Annotated in this window: 17 protein-coding genes; 1 reads left to right on the plus strand and 16 read right to left on the minus strand. The window is 74.6% G+C overall.

The features are described from left to right. Positions 1–40 precede the first annotated feature (40 nt). The 9 genes from ABD990_RS05810 to uvrC form a co-directional block, all read right to left on the minus strand. Positions 41–382 carry an RNA polymerase-binding protein RbpA gene (locus tag ABD990_RS05810; RefSeq protein WP_233302257.1) on the minus strand — a complete coding sequence of 114 codons (342 nt, stop codon included), beginning with the start codon at positions 380–382 and terminating at the stop codon, positions 41–43. A gap of 63 nt (positions 383–445) precedes the next feature. After that, positions 446–682: a preprotein translocase subunit SecG gene (gene secG, locus ABD990_RS05815; protein ID WP_037038713.1), complete on the minus strand. Its 237-nt coding sequence runs from the start codon at positions 680–682 to the stop codon at positions 446–448. A gap of 286 nt (positions 683–968) precedes the next feature. Beyond that, complete coding sequence (gene tpiA / locus ABD990_RS05820) at positions 969–1,754, minus strand: triose-phosphate isomerase (RefSeq protein WP_345378844.1); 786 nt, start codon at positions 1,752–1,754, stop codon at positions 969–971. Next, positions 1,755–2,936: a phosphoglycerate kinase gene (locus tag ABD990_RS05825; protein WP_345378845.1), complete on the minus strand. Its 1,182-nt coding sequence runs from the start codon at positions 2,934–2,936 to the stop codon at positions 1,755–1,757. A gap of 8 nt (positions 2,937–2,944) precedes the next feature. Then, on the minus strand, positions 2,945–3,958 hold the full coding sequence (gene gap / locus ABD990_RS05830; RefSeq protein ID WP_345378847.1) for a type I glyceraldehyde-3-phosphate dehydrogenase: 1,014 nt from the start codon (positions 3,956–3,958) through the stop codon (positions 2,945–2,947). A 107-nt stretch (positions 3,959–4,065) separates the two neighbouring features. Further along, complete coding sequence (gene whiA / locus ABD990_RS05835; RefSeq protein WP_345378848.1) at positions 4,066–5,049, minus strand: DNA-binding protein WhiA; 984 nt, start codon at positions 5,047–5,049, stop codon at positions 4,066–4,068. Positions 5,050–5,104: 55 nt separating this feature from the next. Continuing rightward, the gene (locus ABD990_RS05840; protein ID WP_345379054.1) at positions 5,105–6,088 is read right to left on the minus strand and encodes a gluconeogenesis factor YvcK family protein; all 984 of its coding nucleotides are present in this window, start codon (positions 6,086–6,088) and stop codon (positions 5,105–5,107) included. A gap of 65 nt (positions 6,089–6,153) precedes the next feature. Continuing rightward, positions 6,154–7,011: an RNase adapter RapZ gene (gene rapZ / locus ABD990_RS05845; RefSeq protein ID WP_345379055.1), complete on the minus strand. Its 858-nt coding sequence runs from the start codon at positions 7,009–7,011 to the stop codon at positions 6,154–6,156. A 269-nt stretch (positions 7,012–7,280) separates the two neighbouring features. Then, positions 7,281–9,455 (minus strand): excinuclease ABC subunit UvrC, encoded by a 2,175-nt coding sequence (gene uvrC, locus ABD990_RS05850; protein ID WP_345378851.1) that lies wholly within the window; start codon positions 9,453–9,455, stop codon positions 7,281–7,283. Between the two features lie 161 nt (positions 9,456–9,616). On the opposite strand from uvrC, the gene ABD990_RS05855 reads away from it, so the two are divergent. After that, on the plus strand, positions 9,617–10,405 hold the full coding sequence (locus tag ABD990_RS05855) for a DUF2786 domain-containing protein (RefSeq protein WP_345378853.1): 789 nt from the start codon (positions 9,617–9,619) through the stop codon (positions 10,403–10,405). A 34-nt stretch (positions 10,406–10,439) separates the two neighbouring features. On the opposite strand, the gene ABD990_RS05860 is transcribed toward ABD990_RS05855, so the two are convergent. The 7 genes from ABD990_RS05860 to ribD form a co-directional block, all read right to left on the minus strand. Then, positions 10,440–11,174, minus strand: a complete 735-nt coding sequence (locus ABD990_RS05860) for an HAD family hydrolase (RefSeq protein ID WP_345378854.1) — start codon at positions 11,172–11,174, stop codon at positions 10,440–10,442. A 216-nt stretch (positions 11,175–11,390) separates the two neighbouring features. Next, a complete protein-coding gene (locus ABD990_RS05865) occupies positions 11,391–12,047 on the minus strand; it encodes a pyridoxamine 5'-phosphate oxidase family protein (protein ID WP_345378856.1) in 657 nt (218 codons plus the stop codon). Positions 12,048–12,125: 78 nt separating this feature from the next. Continuing rightward, positions 12,126–12,614: a PH domain-containing protein gene (locus ABD990_RS05870; protein WP_345379057.1), complete on the minus strand. Its 489-nt coding sequence runs from the start codon at positions 12,612–12,614 to the stop codon at positions 12,126–12,128. A gap of 5 nt (positions 12,615–12,619) precedes the next feature. Continuing rightward, positions 12,620–13,102 (minus strand): 6,7-dimethyl-8-ribityllumazine synthase, encoded by a 483-nt coding sequence (ribH, locus tag ABD990_RS05875; RefSeq protein ID WP_345378857.1) that lies wholly within the window; start codon positions 13,100–13,102, stop codon positions 12,620–12,622. A gap of 91 nt (positions 13,103–13,193) precedes the next feature. Next, a complete protein-coding gene (locus ABD990_RS05880) occupies positions 13,194–14,513 on the minus strand; it encodes a bifunctional 3,4-dihydroxy-2-butanone-4-phosphate synthase/GTP cyclohydrolase II (protein ID WP_345379058.1) in 1,320 nt (439 codons plus the stop codon). A 5-nt stretch (positions 14,514–14,518) separates the two neighbouring features. After that, positions 14,519–15,190: a riboflavin synthase gene (locus ABD990_RS05885; RefSeq protein ID WP_345378858.1), complete on the minus strand. Its 672-nt coding sequence runs from the start codon at positions 15,188–15,190 to the stop codon at positions 14,519–14,521. A gap of 38 nt (positions 15,191–15,228) precedes the next feature. Further along, positions 15,229–16,218, minus strand: coding sequence for a bifunctional diaminohydroxyphosphoribosylaminopyrimidine deaminase/5-amino-6-(5-phosphoribosylamino)uracil reductase RibD (ribD, locus tag ABD990_RS05890; protein ID WP_345379059.1), 990 nt, complete (start codon positions 16,216–16,218; stop codon positions 15,229–15,231). Positions 16,219–16,237 lie beyond the last annotated feature (19 nt).

Consider the following 16,237-nt stretch of genomic DNA (forward strand, 5'->3'; position numbering starts at 1 on the left):
GCGGGGCCGTCGGTGGGTGCACGTCTGGCGGCGGCGTCGGTCAGAGCTCGCGGGAGGCGCGCAGCCGCGCCAGGGCCTCCTCGAGGATGGCGGCGCCGTCCTCGTCCGAGCGGCGCTCCTTCACGTACGCGAGGTGCGTCTTGTACGGCTCGTTGCGCGGCGCGGCGGGCGGCGAGGCCTGCTCGCGACCGGCCGGGAGGCCGCAGCGCGGGCAGTCCCAGAACTCCGGGATCTCCGCCTCCGCCGCGAACGACGGCCGCGTCTCGTGGCCGTTGGCGCAGAAGTACGGGATCCGGGCGCGCGGCGCGGTCTCACCGCGCTCGGACTCCCCCATCGGGCCGGCCCCGACCCGGGTACCGCGGATCGCGTTGCCGCCGGACATCGCCATGGTGCTCTCCTCCGCTCGACGCCGCTGTGGTGCAGGCGTTGACTGCAGGGCGTTGGGTCAGGCCCCGACCTTGACCAGCAGGCCGGTCCCGATGATGGCGACCAGCCAGATCGCCGCGGTGAACAGCGTCAGCCGGTCCAGGTTCTTCTCGACGACGCTCGACCCCGAGAGGCTCGACTGGACGCCGCCGCCGAAGAGGCTCGACAGCCCGCCGCCGCGCCCGCGGTGCAGCAGGATCAGCAGCACCAGCACGACGCTGGACACGATCAGCACGATCTGGAGTGCCAGGATCATCCCGTTCTCATCCGCCCTCTCGAAGCCCGGCAGGGGTGTCCACTGTACCCAGCCCCGCCCGCCCGCTCGCCCCGGGCCGTGCTCCCTGGGTCGCGGAATCCGGGCGCACCGTTACCGGACCGTTCGGCGCACCCCGCCGCCCGTCCAACGGACGTCGCACAGCCGGGGTTCCCACGCCCGGACGACCCCACGCCGGAACACCCCGAGAACGGACGAACGAACGGACGAACGGCGCTCTCGCTCACCAGGTATGAGCGAGAGCGCCGTTCGGGTACGGACCGGGCGCCTAGGGCAGCGGGCCGCCCGCGGCGATCGCGCAGAGCTGGGCGAACTCGTCCGCGTCGAGCGAAGCCCCGCCGACGAGCGCTCCGTCGACGTCCGCCTCGGCCACGATCTCGCCGACGTTCTTCGCCTTGACCGAGCCGCCGTAGAGGATCCGCAGCGCGCCGGCGACCTGGTCGCCGTACTTCTCGCGGACCGCCTCGCGCAACGCGTGGCAGACCTCCTGCGCGTCCGCCGGGCTCGCCACCTTGCCGGTGCCGATCGCCCAGATCGGCTCGTAGGCCACGACGACCTGGCCGATCTGCTCGGGGGTGACCTTCTCCAGCGCGGCGACCAGCTGCGCGGTGGTGTGCGCGACCTGCGCGCCGGACTCGCGGACGTCGAGCCCCTCGCCGACACAGAGGATCGGCTGCAGGCCGTGCTTCAGCGCGGCGCGCACCTTGGCGTTGACGACACCGTCGTCCTCGCCGTGGATCTCGCGCCGCTCCGAGTGCCCGACGACGACGTAGGTGCAGCCGAGCTTGGCGAGCATCGGCCCGGACACGTCCCCGGTGTAGGCCCCGGAGTCGTGCGGCGAGAGGTCCTGCGCGCCGTGGACCAGCTTCAGCTTGTCCCCGTCGATCAGGGTCTGCACGCTGCGGATGTCCGTGAACGGCGGGAGCACCGCGACGTCGACGTGGTCGTAGTACTTCTCCGGCAGCGCGAAGGCGACCTTCTGCACCAGCCCGATGGCCTCGAGGTGGTTGAGGTTCATCTTCCAGTTGCCGGCGATCAACACCTTGCGTGCCATCTACCGCTCCAGGACCGCGACGCCGGGCAGGGACTTGCCCTCGAGGAACTCCAGGGACGCGCCGCCACCGGTGGAGATGTGCGAGAAGCCGTCCTCGGGCAGGCCGAGCGCGCGCACCGCGGCCGCGGAGTCCCCGCCGCCGACGACGCTGAAGGCGCCCGAGTCCGCGGTGGCGTCGACGATCGCCTGCGCCACCCCGCGGGTGCCCTCGGCGAACGGCGCCATCTCGAACACGCCCATCGGCCCGTTCCAGAACACCGTCTTCGCCCCGGTCAGCACGGACGCGAACTCCCGCACCGACTCCGGGCCGATGTCCAGGCCCATCCAGCCGTCCTCGATCGCGTCGATCGGGACGGTCTTGGTCGACGCGTCCGCGGCGAACCTGTCCGCGACCACGACGTCCGTCGGAAGGACGATCTTGCCGGACTCCAGCAGCTTCCGCGACGTGTCGATCTGGTCCTGCTCGAGCAGGGACGAGCCGACGCCGTACCCCTGTGCGGCGAGGAAGGTGAAGCACATCCCGCCGCCGACCAGCAGCGAGTCGACCTTCGGCAGCAGCGCCTCGATCACGGCGAGCTTGTCCGAGACCTTCGACCCGCCCAGCACGACCGCGTACGGCCGCTCGGGATCGCCGGTGAGCTTCTGCAGCACCTCGACCTCGGACAGGACCAGGCCGCCGGCGTAGGCCGGGAGGTCCTGCGCGACGTCGTACACCGAGGCCTGCTTGCGGTGCACCACGCCGAAGCCGTCCGACACGAACGCCGCGTCGGCCCCGACGAGGTCGACCAGCTCGCGGGCGAACTCCGCCCGCTGGTCGTCGTCCTTGCTGGTCTCGCGCGGGTCGAACCGGATGTTCTCCAGCAGCGCGACCTGCCCGTCGGCGAGCTCCGGGCGCCGGCCGTGCGGCACCAGCGGGACCTCCTTGCCGAGCAGCTCGCCGAGCCGCTTCGCCACCGGGGCCAGCGAGTACTTCGGGTCGGCCCCGCCCTTCGGCCGGCCGAGGTGCGCGGTGACGAGGACCCGGGCCCCGGCGTCGGCCAGGGTCGAGAGCGTCGGTACCGAGGCGCGGATGCGGCCGTCGTCGGTGATGGTCTCGCCGTCCAGCGGGACGTTCAGGTCCGAGCGCACCAGCACGGCACGCCCGCTCACGCCCTCGGCGACGAGGTCCTCGAGAGTCTTCACAGCCCGTCTCAGAGCTTCGATGCGACCAGGGCGGTGATGTCGGCCAGCCGGTTCGAGTAGCCCCACTCGTTGTCGTACCAGCCGACGACCTTGACCTGGTTGCCGATGACCTTGGTCAGGCCGGCGTCGAAGATCGTGGAGTGCGGGTCGGTCACGATGTCCGACGACACGATCGGGTCCTCGGTGTACTTGAGGATGCCCTCGAGCGGGCCCTCGGCGGCCGCCTTGAACGCCGCGTTGATCTCCTCGGCGGAGGCCTCCTTGCGGACCTCGACCGTGAGGTCGGTGGCCGACCCGGTGGGGATCGGCACCCGCAGCGCGTAGCCGTCGAGCTTGCCCTTGAGGTGCGGCAGGACCAGCGAGATCGCCTTCGCGGCGCCGGTCGAGGTCGGCACGATGTTCAGCGCGGCGGCCCGGGCGCGGCGCAGGTCCTTGTGCGGGCCGTCCTGCAGGTTCTGGTCCTGCGTGTACGCGTGGATCGTGGTCATCAGACCCTTCTCGATCCCCAGCAGGTCGTCGAGCACCTTCGCCAGCGGCGCCAGGCAGTTCGTGGTGCAGGACGCGTTGGAGACGATGTTCTGGCTGCCGTCGTACTGGTCGTCGTTGACGCCCTTGACGATCGTGATGTCCTCGCCGGTGGCCGGCGCGGAGATGACGACCTTCTTGGCGCCCGCGTCGAGGTGCTTGGACGCGGCCTCGCGCTTGGTGAAGAGGCCGGTCGACTCCACGACGACGTCGACGCCGAGGTCCTTCCACGGCAGCTCGGCGGGGTCGCGGACCGCGAGGCCCTTGAAGCCCTTGCCGTCGACGACGATCTCGTCGTCCGTCGAGGAGACCTCGTGCGGCAGCCTGCCGAGGATCGAGTCGTACTTCAGCAGGTGCGCGAGAGTCGCGTTGTCGGTGATGTCGTTGACCGCCACGATCTCGATGTCGCTCGTGCCGGCGGCGCGCTGGGCGTCCACCGCCCGCCAGAAGTTGCGGCCGATGCGGCCGAAGCCGTTCACGCCTACCCGGACCGTCACACGAACCTCCACTGGTGTCGTCTAGGGGATCGGGGCAACCCTAGCGGCATCCGCCGTCCTCCACAGGGCTGCGCCGGGCGTGACCTGCACGGCATTTCCGCAGGTGGTCACGCGTCTTCGAGCATCTCCGGGGTGACCGCCGACTCCGTGTCCGGGATCCCCAGGTCGGCGGCGCGCTTGTCGGCCATGTGCAGCAGCCTGCGGATCCGGCCCGCCACCGCGTCCTTCGTCATGGGCGGGTCGGCGAGCTGGCCGAGCTCCTCCAGCGACGCCTGGGTGTGCTCGGCGCGCAGCCGCCCGGCGGCCAGCAGGTGGTCGGGGACGTCGTCGCCGAGGATCTCCAGCGCGCGCCGCACCCGCGCGGCGGCGGCGACGGCGGCACGGGCCGAGCGGCGCAGGTTCGCGTCGTCGAAGTTGGCGAGCCGGTTGGCGGTGGCCCGGACCTCGCGGCGCATCCGCCGCTCCTCCCACGCCAGCACGCTCTCGTGGGCGCCCATCCGGGTCAGCAGGGCGCCGATGGCGTCCCCGTCCCGGACGACGACGCGGTCCGCCCCGCGCACCTCGCGCGCCTTCGCCGTGACCCCGAGCCGGCGCGCCGAGCCGACCAGCGCCAGCGCGGCCTCCGGGCCGGGGCAGGTCACCTCCAGCGCCGAGCTGCGGCCGGGCTCGGTCAACGAGCCGTGGGCGAGAAAGGCTCCGCGCCAGGCCGCCTCGGCGTCGTCCAGGTCGCCGGAGACGACGGCCGGCGGCAGCCCGCGCACCGGTCGGCCCCGCTGGTCGAGCAGCCCGGTCTGGCGGGCCAGGCCCTCCCCGTCCCGCACCACCCGGATCACGTACCTGTTCCCGCGGCGCAGCCCCCCGGCGGTGATGACGTGCGCCTCGCACTGGTGGCCGTAGAGGTCGTGGATCTCCTTGCGCAGCCGGCGCGCCACCGAGCCCGTGTCGACCTCGGCCTCGATCACCACGCGGCCGCCCACGATGTGCAGGCCGCCGGCGAACCGGAGCAGCGACGCGACCTCCGCACGCCGGCAGGACGGCTTCGTCACGGTGAGCCTGCTGAGCTCGTCCTTCACCGCCGCGGTCATCGCCATGCCGTGCGCCTCCCCCTCCGGTCCGTCCGCACACCCCACGCGTGCGCCTGCCCCCTCATGCCCGCCTCCCGGCGGGCATCGGTGCGGACGCCGCCAGGACCTCCCGCAGCGCCGCCGCCAACGCCGCCGGCTCGTGCCGCGGCACGAGCGGGTCCTCCGCCGCGACCGGTGCGAGATGCACCCGGCCGCCGGGTCCCATCATCGCCCGTGCCGCCCGGCGCAGCCGATGGGGTACCGCCACGGCCGCCGCGTCGGCCAGCACGGCGTCGACGCGCAGCTCCGGCGCGTGCGCCGCCAGCACCGCCAGGTGCTGCTCAGGGGAGAAGTCCGCGGTCTCCCCCGGCTCGGGCGCCAGGTTCAGCACCACCACCCGGCGGGCCGCGGTCTCGTGCAGGGCCTCGCGCAGGGCCGGGACCAGCAGGTGGGGCAGGACGCTGGTGAACCACGAGCCCGGCCCGAGCAGCACGAGATCGGCCGCGCGGACGGCGTCGACCGCCTGTTCGCAGGCCGGCGGCCGGTCCGGGTGCAGCCACACCCGCTCGACCCGCCCGGGCGTCGAGGCCACCGCGACCTGGCCCCGGATCCGGTGCGTGCGCCCCGGGTCCGTCTCGTCCAGCCCGCTGACCTCGGCCTCCATGTCCAGCGGCACCCGGCTCATCGGCAGCACCCGGCCGCGGACGCCGAGCAGCCGGCACACCTCGTCGAGCGCCTCGACGGGATCGCCGAGGGTCTCCATCAGCCCGGCGAGCAGCAGGTTCCCGACGGCGTGCCCGGCCAGCGCGCCGGTGCCGCCGAAGCGGTGCTGGACGAGCTCGGCCCAGCGCCGGCCGCCGTCGTCCTCCGCGGCGAGCGCGACGAGCGCCATCCGCAGGTCCCCCGGGGGCAGCAGGCCGCCCAGCTCGCGGCGGATCCGGCCGGACGAGCCGCCGTCGTCCGCCACGGTGACCACGGCGGTGACGTCGGTGACCTCCGGCATGCGGCGCAGCGCGGCCAGGGTGGCGGACAGCCCGTGGCCGCCGCCGAGCGCGACGGCGCGCAGCCCGGTCGCCGCCGCCGCGCCGTTCCCGCGGGGCCCCGGGACCCGTGCGGCCGTGCCGGGGCCGGTCACTCGCGGCCCAGGTCGCGGTGCGTCACGCTCACCGCGACCCCCTCCGCGCCGGCCAGCCGCCGGGCCAGCTCCTCGCTGATCGCCACGCTCCGGTGCTTGCCGCCGGTGCAGCCGACGGACACGGCGAGGTACCGCTTGCCCTCGCGCCGGTACCCGGCGCCCATCAGCTTCAGCAGCTCGACGTACCGGCCGAGGAAGTCCTCGGCGCCCTCCTGGGAGAGCACGTAGTCGCGCACATCCGCGTCCCGCCCGGTGTGCTCGCGCAGCTCCGGGATCCAGTGCGGGTTCGGCAGGAACCGCATGTCCACGACCAGGTCGGAGTCCATGGGCAGGCCGTACTTGTAGCCGAAGGACAGGAAGTTCACCCGTGTCGGCTCCGGGGCGCCGGTCTCGAAGCCCTGCTCGATCCGGGCGCGCAGCTGGTGCACCGACAGCGTGGACGTGTCGACGAGCAGGTCGGCGTTCTCCCGCAGCGGCCGCAGCAGCTCACGTTCGGCCGTGATGCCGTCGACCAGCCGGCCCGCGCCCTGCAGCGGGTGGCTGCGCCGGTTCTGCTCGAACCGGCGGACCAGCACCGCGTCGGCGGCCTCGAGGAACAGCAGCCGCGGCTTGTAGCCGCGGGCGTCGAGATCGCGGATCACCGCGCTGAGGTCGCGGGTGAAGGCCCGGCTGCGGACGTCCATGACCACCGCGATCCGGGTGACCTCCCCGCTCGACCGCGCGCCCAGGTCGACCATCGTCTCGATCAGCTCGGGCGGCAGGTTGTCCACCACGAACCAGCCGAGGTCCTCCAGCACCTTCGCCGCGGTGCTCCGGCCGGCCCCGGACAGGCCGCTGACCAGCGCGACCTCGATGCCGGACGAGGCGCTCGCCGGGGCGGCCCCCGTGCCGGCGGGATCGACCGCCGGGGCCGACGGGGCCCGCCGCGCGGCCGCGGCGGCCGGGGAGTCACCCCCGGGGTTCCGTGAGGTCGCCGTGCCGACCGCGGTCGCCCCGGTCGCCCGGTTCGTCGCCCCGGTCGCCCCGGTCATCGCCCCGGTCGCCCCGGTCGTCGTCCCGTTCGTGCCGGTCTTCGTCCCGGCCGTCCCGGTCGTCGTCCCGGTCGTGGTCTCGCCGTCCTCGTTCACCGGCCGGGCGCCCCCTCCGCGCTCGTTCCCGCTGCGTGCTGTGCGGGTGTGTGGTGTTCGGCTGTCAGCTGCTCGGCCGCCTCGTGCCCGGCGGTGTGCTGCTCGTCCTGCCGGCCCGCCGGGTTACCGCCGTCCGCGGGAGTCCCCGCGTCCGGGTGGAGGGCCGCCACCACGGCCTCCGCCGTGCGCCGGCCGAACCCCGGCAGCCCGGCGATCTCGTCGACCTCCGCGGCCCGGATCTTGCGCATCGAGCCGAAGTGCCGCAGCAGCGCCTGCCGCCGGGCCGGGCCGAGGCCCGGGATCCCGTCGAGCTCGGACGCCACCATGCTCTTGGAACGACGTTGGCGGTGGTAGGTGATGGCGAAGCGGTGCGCCTCGTCCCGCGCGCGCTGCAGCAGGTACAGCGCCTCGCTGGTCCGGGACAGGATCACCGGGTCCGGGTCGCCGGGGAGCCAGACCTCCTCCAGGCGCTTGGCCAGCCCGCACACCGCCACGTCGTGGATCCCCAGGTCGGCCAGCACGTCGGCCGCCGCCTCGACCTGCGGCTGCCCGCCGTCGACCACCAGCAGGTTCGGGGCGTAGGCGAACTTCTTCGGCCGCCCGGTCTCCGGGTCGATGCCGGTGCGGACCTTGGGCATGGAGTCGCCGTCGTCGGGTTCGGGCTCGCCGACCTCCGCACCGAGCACCAGATCGGTCCCGAGCGCCCCGTCCCCGTCCGCCGCGTCGTCGTCCGCCCCGTCGCGGTTCTCGGCGAGGTAGCGGCGGAACCGCCGCCGGACCACCTCGGCGATCGACGCGACGTCGCCGCCCTGGGCGCCGTCCCGCACCTCGAAGCGGCGGTAGTCGGACTTCTTCGCCAGCCCGTCCTCGAACACCACCAGCGAGGCCACGACGTTCGTGCCCTGCACGTGGCTGACGTCGATGCACTCGATGCGCAGCGGGGCCTGGTCCAGGCCCAGGGCCTCCTGCAGCTCCTGCAGGGCGGCCGACCGGGCCGTGAGGTCCCCGGCGCGGCGCAGCTTGTGCTGGGCCAGCGACTCCTTGGCGTTGCGCTCGACGGTCTCGGCCAGCGCGCGCTTGTCCCCGCGCTGCGGCACCCGCAGGCTCACCCGGGACCCCCGCAGCCCGGTGAGCCACTGCTGCAGGGTCCCCGCGTCCGCCGGCAGCTCGGGGACCAGGATCTCCTTCGGGACCGGCTGCGAGGCGTCGTCCGCCGCGTCCGCCAGCGCGGCCTGCTCGCCGTAGAACTGGGTGACGAACCGTTCGACCAGCGCCGCGGTGTCCGGCGTCTCGTCCGTCTTGTCGATCACCCAGCCGCGCTGGCCGCGGACCCGGCCGCCGCGGACGTGGAAGACCTGGACGGCGGCCTCCAGCTCGTCCTGCGCGAACGCGACGACGTCCGCGTCCGTGCCGTCGCCGAGCACCACGGCCTGGCGCTCCATGGCCCGCTTGAGGGCGCCGACGTCGTCCCGCAGGCGGGCGGCCCGCTCGAACTCGAGGTCCTCCGACGCCTGCTGCATCCGCCGCTCGAGCTCGCGGATCATGCGGTCGGTGCGCCCGGAGAGGAACTCGGCGAACTCCTCGACGATCTCGCGGTGCTCCTCGGCGCTGACCCGGCCGACGCACGGGGCCGAGCACTTGTCGATGTAGCCGAGCAGGCAGGGCCGGCCGATCTGGCCGTGCCGGCGGAACACGCCCGCGCTGCAGGTCCGCGCCGGGAACACGCGCAGCAGCAGGTCGAGGGTCTCCCGGATCGCCCACGCGTGGGCGTACGGGCCGAAGTAGCGGACGCCCCGGCGCCGCGGGCCGCGGTAGACGTGCAGCCGCGGGTACTCCTCGTTCAGCGTGACCGCGAGGACCGGGTAGGTCTTGTCGTCCCGGTAGCGGACGTTGAACCGCGGGTCGAACTCCTTGATCCAGTTGTACTCGAGCTGGAGCGCCTCGACCTCGGTGCGGACCACCGTCCACTGCACGCGGCCGGCCGTGGTCACCATCTGGCGGGTGCGCGGGTGCAGGCCGGCGACGTCGGCGAAGTAGCTGTTCAACCGCTGGCGCAGGCTCTTCGCCTTGCCGACGTAGATCACCCGGCCCTGCGGGTCGGAGAAGCGGTACACGCCCGGGGCCTCGGGGATCGTCCCCGGGGCCGGGCGGTAGGTGGCGGGGTCCGGCATGGCCTCCCCAGGGTAGAGCCGCCCCCCGACACGCCGTGCCGCCCGGGCGGTGTCGGGGTCCGGGGCCCGGGGGTGTATCCCACCGGGACCGGCCGGAACTGTCGGTGCGGTCGGGTAGACCGTACCCCGAACCGAACGGCCGTTCGAAGGAAGGCTCCCCGATGACCACCGGCACCCCCCTCTCCCCCGACACCGCCGCCCGCGCCGACCGGCTCGACCGGGTGCGGAAGCTGCTGGCCAAGGCCGAGCGGGCGGGCACGCCCGAGGAGGCCGAGACCTACAACGCCAAGGCCGTCGAGCTGATGGCCCGGCACGGGATCGACGAGGCGCTCCTCGCGGCGGACGACCCGCGTCGGGACGAGATCGGCATGGTCCGGATCGGGATGGAGGACCCGTACTCGGCGGGCAAGGCGCGGCTGCTCGGCTGGACCGCGGCGGCGCTGCGCTGCCGGTGGGTGATGCACGGGGCGAGCGGGGGGAAGGTCGCCGCGGTGACGGTGTTCGGGTTCGCCTCGGACCGCGAGCGGGTGGAGCTGCTGTACACCTCGCTGCTGCTGCAGGCCACGGGCCGGCTGGTCCGGCTGAGACCTCCCTGGCCGGACGAGTCCGTCGCGGCGTACCGGCGGTCCTGGCTGCAGGGCTTCGCCGCCCAGGTCCACCAGCGGCTGCTCGAGGCCGAGGAGCGGGCCGCGGCCGAGGCGTGCGCGCAGGCCGGGGGCGACCGGGAGCGCGCGGTGGGCACGGCGCTCGTGCTGGTCGACCGCGGCGCGCAGGTCGACCGCGCCTACGCCGAGGCGTTCCCGCACCTGGGGCGGGCGCGGCGGCCGTCGCTCTCCGGTAGCGGGTTCGCCGAGGGCGCCGAGGCGGGCCGGCGGGCGGACCTGGGCGGGCGGCGCCTCCGCGACGGCCGGGGCGCGGCTCCCCGGCGGCTGGCGGCGGGACCGGGCTGACCGGACCGGCTGACTGGCGGGGCGCGGCGGATCCTCAGCTGGGCAGGTCGAGCAGCGCCTCGACCGTCGTGAGCAGGGTCGTGCCGGTGACGTGCGGCAGGTCGATCGAGGCGGGCACGCCGTCGCCGGCCCGCAGCACCAGCGCGCCGACCAGGCCGGCCCGCATCGCGCCGTGCACGAGGTACCCGTGCGCGGACACGAACGCGGTGGTCTCGGGGTCGATCCGGGCGGCGGCGCAGGCCAGCCGGTAGGCCTCGGGGTCGGGCGGCAGCACGCCCAGGTCGTCGCTGGCCACGGTGCCCCGCAGGTATGTCCGTAGGCCCGTGGCGTCGAGGGCACCCGAGGTGTGGTCGCCGCTGCCCTGCGCCACCGCCCAGGCGGGGATGCGGGAGCGGGCGAGCACGGTGAGGGCGGGCTCGGCGTCCGGGAAGGCGGGCAGCGTGGTGAAGCCCTCGGCGATGTGCGCGAGCGCGTCGTCCGGGAGCTTGTGCCCGGTCGCGGTGCGCAGCGCGTCGGTCAGCACCCGGGCGAAGGCGACCGGGGTGCCGGCCAGCGCGAAGCCCATCGCGTCCCGCAGCGCGTGCGCGAGGAACAGCTCGTACTCGTGCTCGGGCCGCCCCACGTCGACGAACCGGCGCCGGAGCCCGTCCGTCCGCAGGACGGTGTCGTACACGTCCACCAGCACGGCCCGTGGGCGCCGCGGCCGCCGCGGGCCGACCGCCCCGGTGCCTCGCGGTCCTGCGGGCCGCCCGTCGTGACCCGTCGTCATGCGTCCACCTCACCGTGCCGGGGCGTCGCGGCGGGGAGACCCGGCCGTCCGTACACGTTCGATCACGCTCCGCAACGCGGGGGTCATCCTCACCTGTACGCCAGTGTGCACGGCTCTCCGGCCCCGGGCCCGCGCCGAGCGGTCGCCGTCCCGCGACGAGCAGCGCCGGGCTCGCCCGCGGCCGGCGCCGGACCACCCGCTCCCGGCGCGGGTGGATCAGTACCGGTGGTGCTCGGCGTCGTGGGCGAGGGCGGCGTCGATCTCCTCGGCGGCCACGTCGAGGTTCTTCATCGCCTTCGCCATCTGGCCGACGCTCGGCACCGAGGCCGGGTCCGGCCAGGATCCCGGCTCCCACAGCCCCGCGCGCAGGAAGGCCTTCGCACAGTGCAGGAACAGCTCCTCCACCGTCACCACGACGGCCAGCACCGGGCGCACACCCTGCACGGTGAGCCGGTCGAAGAAGGGGGCGTCCCGCACCAGCCGGGCCGTGCCGTTCACGCGCAGGGTGTCCGACCGGCCCGGGATCACGAACAGCAGACCGACGTGGGGGTTGCCGAGGATGTTGCGGAAGGCGTCGAGCCGGCGGTTGCCGCGCCGGTCGGCGATCACCAGGGTGTGCTCGTCGAGTACCAGGACGCTCCCGGCCGGATCGCCCCGGGGCGTGACGTCGCAGGTGCCGTCGGGCCCCGAGGTCGAGAGGAGCAGGAAGGGCGAGGCCTCGATGAAGGTGCGGGCGGACTCGTCGATCCGCCCGATGTCCTTCTCCCAGAGCGAGGGGTGCGGGTCGGGGACCACCTCCCGCAGCTCGTCGAGGGTCGTGACGACCTGCAGGTCCGCGGCGGACGGCTCCGACGGGGCGGCGGCGATCTCCATGTCGGGTAAGGTAACCCTCACTTCCCGCGGAGCGGCAGCCCCGTCCCGCCCGGGAGCGGCCGGCCCCGCGTCGGGTGCTCAGTCCTGCGCGCCCCGGCGCGCCGCGGCGTGCAGGGCCCGGACCGTCCGGATGGCGTCGACAGCGTGCTGCCGGTCGACGGCCTGGATCGCCAGGACCGGCAGGTACTCGTAGTCCGGCAGGTCCAGCCGGGCCCAGGAGGCGCCGTCGGGGAAGGAGACCCGCTCCACCTCGGACCAGGGCAGATAGCGCGGCAGGGCGACGTTGCGGACCTCGATGCCGTGCTCGTCCGCCCGCACCCGCGGCCGGGCGAACAGCGCGAGGCCGGCGGCGATGAACAGCCCGAGCAGCACCATGGCCACCTGGTCGGCGAACCGGAAGAACACGCCCGTGGCCGTGTTCCGCAGGACGACCGCGATCACGACGAAGATCACCACGATCGCCGCCGCCGACACCCAGCCCAGCCAGAACGCGAGCCGGGGGCGGATGGTCACCGCGCCGGGCCCGCGGCCCGGGCGCGCCGGCCGCTCGCGCACGTCCGAGGACATCCCGCTCACGCCAGCTCCCGCAGCTCGGCGAGCACGACCGCGGTCCGCAGCGCCGCCACGGTGGCCTCGGCCCCCTTGTCCTCGCTGCTGCCGGGCCCGCCGCTGCGGTCCACCGCCTGCTCGACGGTGTTCGTGGTGAGTACGCCGTTGCCGACCGGGGTCGACTCGTCGAGCGAGACCCTTGTCAGGCCGGCCGTCACGGAGTCGCACACGTACTCGAAGTGCGGAGTACCGCCCCGCACCACCACGCCCAGCGCCACGACGGCGTCGTGCGTGCGGGCGAGCTCCTGCGCCACGACCGGCAGCTCGATCGTCCCGGGCACCCGGACCACCGTCGGCACCGCCCCGGCCTTCTCCGCCGTGGCCAGCGCCCGCTCGAGGAGCGAGTCGACGATCTCGGCATGCCAGGTGGCCGCCACGACACCGATCCGCAGCCCTGCCGCGCCCGTCAGGTCACCCGCGTCCGCGGGCCTGCCCTCACCGCTCATCGCCCGTCTCCGGCACCCTTGGTGTTCACGCCCCCAGTCTCCCAGGCCCGGCGGCGCGTCGGGGCCCGGGACCCGGGCGGATGCGCGGCGGTCAGCCGCCCAGGCCGTCCGTGAGGCCGTCGGACAGGTTGCCCGGTCCGTCCGATTCGCCCAGGTTCGGCAGGTCGTGGCCCATCCGGTCCCGCTTGGTGCGCAGGTAGCGCAGGTTCTCCGGGTTGGGCCGGATCGGCATCGCGATCCGCTCGGTGATCCGCAGGCCGTAGCCCTCGAGGCCGGCCCGCTTCTCCGGGTTGTTCGTGAGCAGCCGCATGGACTTCACGCCGAGGTCGGAGAGGATCTGCGCGCCGATCCCGTAGTCGCGGGCGTCGGCGGGCAGGCCCATCGCGAGGTTGGCGTCGACGGTGTCCGCCCCGGCCTCCTGCAGCTGGTAGGCCTGCAGCTTGTGCAGCAGGCCGATGCCCCGGCCCTCGTGCCCGCGCATGTAGAGCACGACCCCCCGGCCCTCCTGGGCCACGGCCTCGAGGGCGGCGTCGAGCTGGGGGCCGCAGTCGCAGCGCAGCGAGCCCATGACGTCCCCGGTCAGGCACTCGGAGTGCACCCGGACCAGCACGTCCTCGCCGTCGCCCTCCGGGGTGCCGACGTCGCCCTTGACCATGGCGATGTGCTCGATCCCGTCGAGCAGCGAGTCGTAGCCGAAGGCCACGAACTCGCCGTGCGCGGTCGGGATGCGGGCCTGGGCGACGCGCTGGATGTGCTTCTCGAAACGGCGCCGGTAGGCGATCAGGTCGGCGATGGTGACCAGGGTGAGCTCGTGGTCGGAGGCGAAGACCTGCAGCTCGTCGCCCCGGGCCATCTCGCCCTCGTCCTTCTGCGACACGATCTCGCAGAGCGCGCCGGCGGGCGAGAGCCCGGCCATACGGGTGAGGTCGACGGCCGCCTCGGTGTGCCCGGGCCGGCGCAGCACGCCGCCCTCGCGGGCGCGCAGCGGCAGCACGTGCCCGGGCCGGACCAGGTCGGTCGGCTGGGTCGTCGGATCGGCCAGCAGCCGGATCGTGTGCGCGCGGTCGGCCGCCGAGATGCCGGTGGTGACTCCCTCCTTGGCGTCGACGGTCACCGTGAAGGCCGTGCGGTAGGCGTCGGCGTTCGTGTGGTGCATCGGCGGGAGGTCGAGCCGGTCGCACTCGGTGTCGGTGAGCGCCACGCACACGTAGCCGGAGGTGTAGCGGACCACGAAGGAGACGAGCTCGGGCGTGGCCTTCTCCGCCGCGAAGATCAGGTCGCCCTCGTTCTCGCGGTCCTCGTCGTCGACCACGACGACGGGCTTGCCCTCGGCGAGGTCGCGCAGGGCACGCTCGATCCGCTCGAAGCCGCCCGCGAGGCCGGCTGCGGCGGCGGCCCCCTGGTGAGCGATCTCGGTCACTTGGCACCGTCCTGTCCGTGCTGGTCCTGGGGCTGCTCGGGCTCGCGCCCCGCGCCGGCCGGGCCGCCCACGTACCCGGCGGTGAGCCGCTCCACGTACTTGGCCACGACGTCGACCTCGAGGTTGACCGGGTCACCGGGGCCGCGCAGGCCGAGCGTGGTGTCGGCGAGCGTGGTGGGGATGAGCGCGACCGAGAAGGTGTCGCCGTCCGTGGCGGCCACCGTCAGGGACACGCCGTCGACCGTGATCGACCCCTTCTCGACCACGTACCGGGCCAGGTCCGGCGGGAGGCTGAACCGCACCTCGTCGCTGCGCTCGCCCGGGGTGCGCTCGAGCAGTGTGCCCACGCCGTCGACGTGGCCCTGCACGATGTGCCCGCCGAGCCGGGCGCCGGCCTGCAGCGCTCGCTCGAGGTTCACCTTCACGCCGGGGGCCGCCCCGCCGAGCGAGGTCCGCTTCAGCGTCTCGGGCACCAGCTCGAGGCGGAACTCGTCGCCCTGCGCCCCGCCGGGGTCGGCGACGGTGAGACAACAGCCGTTCACCGCGATCGAGTCGCCGTGCGCGGCGTCGTCGGACACGCGCGGTCCCCGCACGGTCAGCACGACCACCTCACCGGACTGCCGGACGTCGACGATCTCGCCGACCTCCTCCACGATCCCCGTGAACATGGGCTCCGCCCCTCCCGCCTTCCGCTCCACGCCGTGCGTCAGCCCGTGGCCGGCCGCGCGTCCACCAGCACGTCCCCGCCCACGGTGCGCACCCCGTCCACGTGCAACCGCCGGATCGCGGCGATCGTTCCCACACCCGCGTCGGCCAGCGCCGCCGGCCCCGCACCGAGCAGCGCGGGCGCCAGGTAGGCCAGCACCCGGTCCACCCGGTTGGCGGCGAGGAAGGCCCCCGCGAGCCGCGGGCCGCCCTCCAGCAGCACGTCGACGGCGCCACGGTCGGTGAGCGCCTTCAACACGTCGTCCGGCGAGTGTGTCCGCAGGTGTAGCACGTCCGGAGCGTCCAGCCGCGATCCCGGGCGAATGTCACTGTGGCCCACCACAACACGGAGGGGCTGGCGCTCCCGGTCCGTGCCGTCCGGGTATCGCGCCGTGAGGGCCGGGTCGTCCGCCCGCGCGGTCCCCGTGCCGACCACGACGGCGTCGACGTGGGACCGGAACTCGTGCACCTCCGCGCGCGCCTCGGGCCCCGTGATCCAGCGGCTGGTCCCGTCCGCGGCGGCACTGCGCCCGTCGAGCGTGGCGGCGAACTTCCAGGTGACGTGCGGGCGGCCGGCGCGGACGGCGTGCAGCCAGGCGCGCAGCGGCCCGCCCGCGACCTCGTCGGCGAGCGTGCCGACCGTCACCTCGACCCCGGCCCGGCGGAGGACCTCCGCGCCGCCCGCAGCCAGCGGGTTCGGGTCGGCCACGGCGATGTGCACGGCCGCGACCCCGGCCCCGAGCAGCGCCTCCGTGCAGGGCGGCGTGCGCCCGTGGTGCGCGCACGGTTCGAGGGTGACGACGGCGGTGCCGCCGCGGGCCCGCTCCCCCGCCTCCCGCAGCGCGACGACCTCGGCGTGCGGGCCGCCAGCCGGGGCGGTGGCGCCGACGCCCGCGACCTCACCGGCGGCGTCGAGCACCACCGCGCCGACGGGCGGGTTGGGGCTGGTCGCCCCGTGCACGGCCGTCGACGCCTCCAGGGCGCGCCGCATCGCCCGCTCGACCGGCGGG

The sequence above is a fragment of the Pseudonocardia yuanmonensis genome, assembly GCF_039542425.1.
GTDB lineage: Bacteria > Actinomycetota > Actinomycetes > Mycobacteriales > Pseudonocardiaceae > Pseudonocardia > Pseudonocardia yuanmonensis.